Raw genomic sequence first — 5,865 nt, forward strand, 5'->3', positions numbered from 1 at the left:
GAGAGCTGTCACCGAAGGTGACTGAGAGGGCCTTGCAGGCACTTTTGAATGGCAATAGCAATCAAGGGGAGGGCTGATTTTCCCTCTCAGGCGGCTGCGCCGCCAGCTCTCCCAAAGGGAGAGCCAAGCTGCGCAATGACAAGTCTGGGAGCCTGTCGCATTCGCCGGGGCGCAGGGACAGGCCCGGAAACAGAATCAATAATCCAGATTCACGACATACTTTGCATTCTGCTCGATATATTCCTTGCGCGGCTCGACCTTTTCGCCCATGAGGAGGGTGAAGATCTCATCGGCCTTGACGGCGTCCTCAAGGCGGATCTGCTTGAGCGTGCGCTTTTCGGGGTCCATGGTGGTCTCCCACAGCTCGTGGGCATCCATCTCGCCGAGGCCCTTATAGCGGGAGATATCGACCTTGGCATTGGGATTGTCCGCGCGGAGCTCGGCGGAAATGCGGTCGCGCTCATCGTCGGAGAAGGCGACGCGGGACGTCTTGCCGCGGGTGAGCTTATACAGGGGCGGCATGGCGGAATAGACATAGCCGTTCTCGATGAGCGGGCGCATATAGCGGAAGAAGAACGTCAGCAGCAGCGTGCGGATATGGCTGCCGTCGACATCGGCATCGGCCATGATGATGATCTTGTGATAGCGGAGCTTATCGAGGTGGAATTCCTCGCCGATGCCCGCGCCGAGGGCCGTGATGACGGGCTGGAGCTTGTCGTTGCCGATGACCTTGTCCTCGCGGACCTTCTCGACATTGAGCATCTTGCCCCACAGCGGCAGGATGGCCTGGAAGCGGGAGTCGCGGCCCTGCGTGGCCGAGCCGCCTGCGGAATCGCCCTCGACGATATAGATCTCGGTCAGGCTGGCGTCCGTCTCGTTGCAGTCGCGCAGCTTGTCCGGCATGGCCGCGCCGCCGAGCGCCGTCTTGCGGCGGATGGACTCGCGGGCCTTGCGGGCGGCCTCGCGGGCGCGGTTGGCCGTCATGGCCTTCTCAAGGATGATGCGGGCGACGGCGGGGTGCTCCTCAAAATAGGTGGACAGCTGCTCGTTGACGATGGAGTCGACGAGGGTGCGGATATAGGCGTTGCCGAGCTTGGCCTTCGTCTGGCCCTCGAACTGGGCGTCCGTCAGCTTGACGGAGATGACGGCGGTCAAGCCCTCGCGGCAGTCCTCGCCGGAGACCTTATCGGCGTCGGTCTTGATGACGCCGGTCTTCACGCCATAGGCATTGAGCACGCGGGTCAGGGCCGTTTTGAAGCCCGTCTCATGCATGCCGCCCTCCGGCGTGTGGATGTTATTGGCAAACGAGACGATGGTCTCGTTATAGCCGTCGTGATACTGCAGAGCGACCTCGGCCTCGGCGTCGCGGCGAACGCCTGCCATATAGACGACCTCCTCGTGCAGGGGCGTCTTGTGACGGTTGTGCCAGAGGACGAACTCGCGGATACCGCCCTCGTAGCACATGGAGTCGGACGGGCCGTCCTCCGTGCGGCGGTCGGCGATCTCGATGCGCAGGCCGGCGTTCAGGAAGGCCTGCTCGCGCATACGGGTGTGGAGCGTCTCGTAGTCGTAGGTGAGGGTGTCGAACATCTCGGGGTCGGGCTTGAAGGTGACGATGGTGCCGTGCCTGTCCGTATTGCCGATGACGCGCATCTCCTGCGTGATATTGCCGCGGGCGAACTTCATCTGATAGATTTTGCCATCCTTATGGACCTCGACCGTGAGCCACTCGGAAAGGGCGTTGACGACGGACGCGCCGACGCCGTGCAGGCCGCCGGAGACCTTATAGCCGCCGCCGCCGAATTTGCCGCCCGCATGCAGGACCGTATAGACGACCTCGAGCGCGGGGCGGCCGGTCTGGGCCTGGATGTCCACGGGGATACCGCGGCCGTTATCGGTGACGGTGATGGTGTCGCCGGGGTTGATCGTCACGGTGATGTGGGTGCAGTAGCCCGCAAGCGCCTCGTCGATGGCGTTGTCCACGATCTCATAGACGAGATGGTGCAGGCCGCTGGCGGACGTCGAGCCGATATACATGCCCGGACGTTTCCGGACGGCCTCCAGCCCCTCCAGGACCTGGATCTGCGAGGCGTCGTATTCCTGTTCCACAGTCGTATTCAGCAGTTCTTCAGACATGAATTGTGTTCTCCTTTTGTTCCATGCGCTTTTCCAGAATTGCGGCGTTGAACTGCGTGAGATACACGCGGTCCATGCCGAATTCCTCGGTCAGGACGAAGCTCTTCGGCAGAGCGCCGGAGACGTCGACCACCTGACCGCCCTGCTCCGCGGCCGTTAAAAACGCGCGCGTGTCGCGGGAGCAGGTCGTATTGTCCAGATCAAAGATCCCGATGAGGGTGCGGTCCCGCACAGCCATATCGCCGCCGATGGATAGATACATTACTGCGCCCCTCCGATGGTGCCGCTGCGGATGGACAGCACCTGACCGAGACTGGTCAGGCGGTCCGTTTCACAGCAGGTGATAAAGACCTGCCCCTCGCGGAGCTGGTTCAAAACAAAGTCCTGCCGCCCGGCATCCAGCTCGGACAGCACGTCGTCGAGCAGCAGCACGGGCGTTTCGCCCGTTCCCTGCCGCAGCAGGGCGCGCTCGGCAAGCTTGAGAGAGATGACGGCCGTGCGCGTCTGCCCCTGCGAGGCGAACTGCGCCACGGGCAGGCCGTTGATGACGGCCTCGAAGTCGTCCTTATGCGGGCCGGACAGGCACTGCGCGCTCTCGAGCTCGGCGCGGGCGTGGCTGCGCTGATGCTCCTGCAGCTGGGCGCAGAGTGTCTCGGGCGGGGCAAAGGGGTCCGTCACAGTCGAGACCGTGCGGTAGGTCAGCTCGAGCGACTCGCTGTCGCCGGAAAATTCGCGGTGATAGCGTGCGGCCTCCTGCGCCAGCGCCTTGACATAGCGGGCGCGGTACGAAATGACGAGCGCGCCCGTCTGGGCCATGCGGAGGTCATACTCCGGCAGGACCTGCAGGAGGGAAGGGTTGTCATAGCGCTCGCGCAGCAGGGCGGACTTCTGGTCGAGCAGGCGGCCGTATTCGGCCAGCGCGGCCTCGTAATTCGGGCGGAGCTGGCAGATGACGCCGTCCATCAGTCTGCGGCGGCCGGACGCGCCCTTTTTGAGGATCATAAGGTCCTCCGGGCAGAACAGCACGCTCGTAAGCACGCCGGACAGGGCGGCGCGGCTGCGCTGCTTTACCCCGGCGAGCCACAGCTGGCGCGGCCGCCTGCCGGAAAACAGCACGGCGCGCAGCTCGCGTGTGCGCTCCTGCGACTGCACCTGCGCGCGCAGCTCCGCAAAGTCTGCGCCGAAGCGGATGAGCTCCGCCTCGCGGCGGGTGCGGAACGAGCGGCCCGTGGAGAGATAGCTGACGGCCTCGAGCAGGTTCGTCTTGCCGTTGGCGTTCCCGCCGACCAGCAGGTTCACGCCGGGGACGAACTGCGCCTGCGCATCCTCATAATTCCGGAAGCCGCGCAGGCTGAGGCGGTCAATCTGCATGCGCGGCGCGGACGCAGTAGGTCACGCCGTCAAACCGGACGTCGTCGCCGGGGCGGAGCTTTTTGCCGCGCATGGTGCACGGCTCGCCGTTGACGAGTACCTCGCCGTTCTGGATGAAGTTTTTCGCCATGCCGCCGGACGGGACGGCGTTGGCCAGCTTCAAAAAGCTCTCCAGCTTGATAAATTCCGTGGTGATGGCCACGGGGACATCCTCGGCGGACACCCGCCGGACACGAACTTTCATACGGTTGTTTCTCCTTGCTTTCGGCTCCGCAGCAGGAAAAGGACGGCGGAGGCCGAGGTGATGACGTTCGTCAGAACGTAGACGTAATTGCGGATAAAGAGGCTGTAGACCGCCCACATCATCGTGCAGACGGCCGTAGAGGCCTTGATCCAGCGGGCATTGCACCGCGGGTGGACGACGACGGCGGAATAGAGGGCCGTGGCCAGAACGGGAAGCAGGCCGTACCACTGAAAGCCTCCCGCAAACGTGACCGCCGCGCCGAGTCCCAGCGCCGCCGCCACAAAAGAGATCTGCCAGAAGCGGTTCAATTTGCCGAACAGCAGAATGGCGAGGTCACGCACGAGGTTCACGGCCTCCTGCACCGCGCCGCTCCAGCCGCGCAGCAGCGAGCAGGCCGCCATGGAAAGGGCGTGGTTCACAGACTGGACCGCGAGGATCTTTCTCCGGCTGCGCAGGGCGGTGCTTGCCAGCATCGCGCACATGCCCACGCCGGAGAGAATATTGCTGACGAGAAATGGAACGTTCATCCGGTCTTAGCTGTTGCTGCGCAGGCGGACCGGCAGGACCATATAGGCAAAGTCATATTTTTTGTCGCACGGGGTGAAGACGATGGGACTCAGGCCGTTCTGCAGCTCCAGCGTGACCTCCTCGCTCGGGATGACGCGCAGCGCATCGAGGAGGTAGCGGCTGTTGAAGCCGATCTCCAGCTCGCCGCCGTTCCCGGCGATGGAGCAGGTGTCGTGCGCGGAGCCGATGGTGTTCGCCGTGCGGAAATCGGCCATATTGTCGCCGAAGACGCAGCGGACGGGACTTTTGACCTTTTCGGAGATGATGAGGCTCACGCGCTCGATGGAGGACGTCAGCTCCGCGACGTTCGCGGTGAGGACGGTGCCGCAGTTTGTGGGGACAACGCGGCGCCAATCGATGAATTCGCCCTCAAGCACGCGGCTGACGAGCAGGGCGTCGCCGATGGAGAAGAGGATGTGCTTGTCGCCGAGCGTGAAGGTGACGGGCTCGTCGGAATCCTCCAGAATGCGCTCGATCTCCTTGAGGCCGGCGGCGGGGACGACGAATTTCAGGGTATGGTTCGCGGCGTTTTCCGTGTGCCAGGTGCGGCGGGCCAACCGGAAGCTGTCCACGGCGACCATGGTGACGGAATCCTCCGTGACCTCCATCAGGCAGCCGGTCTGGATGGGGCGGGCCTGATTTTCAGACACGGAGAAGATCGTGCCGGAGATCATGGCCTTCAGCGCGGACTGCGGCATGGTCACGCCGCTCTTGCCGTTGACGTCCGGCAGCTCGGGATAGTCCTCGGAATCCATGGCCGTGATCTGGAAAAAGGCTGCACCGGCACGGATGGAGACCTGCTGCTTGTGGTCGACGGTGATGGAGACCATCTCATCCGGCAGCTTCCGGACGATATCAAAGAACAGGCGAGCGGGCATGACGCACGAGCCTGCCTCCTGGATCTGGGCGCCGACGTGGACGGTGATGCCCGTTTCCAGATTGTAGCCCGTGAGCTGCAGCGCGACGCCCGCCCGGAGAAGCACGCCCTCGAGACAGGGAATGGTGCTCTTCTGTGCAACGGTGCGGCTCGCAACGGACAGAGCGGAGACCAGCAGCGCTTTTTCACAGGTAAACTTCATAACAACACTCGCTTTCTCTATCTGAGAAGATAGGTAGGATAATTTTTAGTATTCGTAGTCCGTAGGCAAAACTTATGTGCAAAAGTCCCGCAAGCCCAGAGATACCAACGCGCGGCCATGCACATGGGGCTGTGGAAAAAAGAGAGCGTTCTGAACAGGGCTTGTGCGGAAAAATCGGGCAAAAAGCTGTGAACAGGAAACTTCTGCACATTGCACAGGGGGTGTGCAGAAAAATTTGGGCAGAAAAGGGCAGGAAAGGTGCTGCCGATAAGCTCAGGCCATCGCCAGAATGGCAAGCGCCGCCTTTTCGTGTCATTCCGAGGAGCAAAGCGTCCTTGGCTCTCCCACTGGGAGAGCTGTCACCGAAGGTGACTGAGAGGGCCTTGCAGGCACTTTTGAATGGCAATAGCAATCAAGGGGAGGGCTGATTTTCCCTCTCAGGCGGCTGCGCCGCCAGCTCTCCCAAAG

Annotated in this window: 6 protein-coding genes; all 6 read right to left on the bottom strand. The window is 62.7% G+C overall.

What is annotated here, in order from left to right; translation table 11 throughout:
- Nucleotides 1–195: 195 nt before the first annotated feature.
- From gyrB to dnaN, 6 genes are read right to left on the bottom strand one after another with little or no spacing between them, the layout of a single operon-like run.
- Nucleotides 196–2,136 carry a DNA topoisomerase (ATP-hydrolyzing) subunit B gene (gene gyrB / locus ACMKFF_RS05145; RefSeq protein WP_419496261.1) on the bottom strand — a complete coding sequence of 647 codons (1,941 nt, stop codon included), beginning with the start codon at nt 2,134–2,136 and terminating at the stop codon, nt 196–198.
- Nucleotides 2,129–2,398 (bottom strand): extracellular matrix regulator RemB, encoded by a 270-nt coding sequence (remB, locus tag ACMKFF_RS05150; protein ID WP_419496262.1) that lies wholly within the window; start codon nt 2,396–2,398, stop codon nt 2,129–2,131. The genes gyrB and remB overlap by 8 nt, the downstream gene beginning before the upstream one ends.
- The gene (recF, locus tag ACMKFF_RS05155; RefSeq protein WP_419496263.1) at nt 2,398–3,507 is read right to left on the bottom strand and encodes a DNA replication/repair protein RecF; all 1,110 of its coding nucleotides are present in this window, start codon (nt 3,505–3,507) and stop codon (nt 2,398–2,400) included. Before recF ends, remB begins: the two co-directional genes overlap by 1 nt.
- The gene (gene yaaA, locus ACMKFF_RS05160; protein ID WP_349135523.1) at nt 3,497–3,751 is read right to left on the bottom strand and encodes a S4 domain-containing protein YaaA; all 255 of its coding nucleotides are present in this window, start codon (nt 3,749–3,751) and stop codon (nt 3,497–3,499) included. The genes recF and yaaA overlap by 11 nt, the downstream gene beginning before the upstream one ends.
- Nucleotides 3,748–4,278, bottom strand: coding sequence for a YgjV family protein (locus ACMKFF_RS05165; protein WP_419496264.1), 531 nt, complete (start codon nt 4,276–4,278; stop codon nt 3,748–3,750). Before ACMKFF_RS05165 ends, yaaA begins: the two co-directional genes overlap by 4 nt.
- Before the next feature lie 6 nt (nt 4,279–4,284).
- On the bottom strand, nt 4,285–5,397 hold the full coding sequence (gene dnaN / locus ACMKFF_RS05170; RefSeq protein ID WP_349135521.1) for a DNA polymerase III subunit beta: 1,113 nt from the start codon (nt 5,395–5,397) through the stop codon (nt 4,285–4,287).
- Nucleotides 5,398–5,865: the final 468 nt, after the last annotated feature.

Origin of the sequence: Faecousia sp., assembly GCF_048519415.1 — a bacterium.
Taxonomy (GTDB): domain Bacteria; phylum Bacillota; class Clostridia; order Oscillospirales; family Oscillospiraceae; genus JAZOXB01.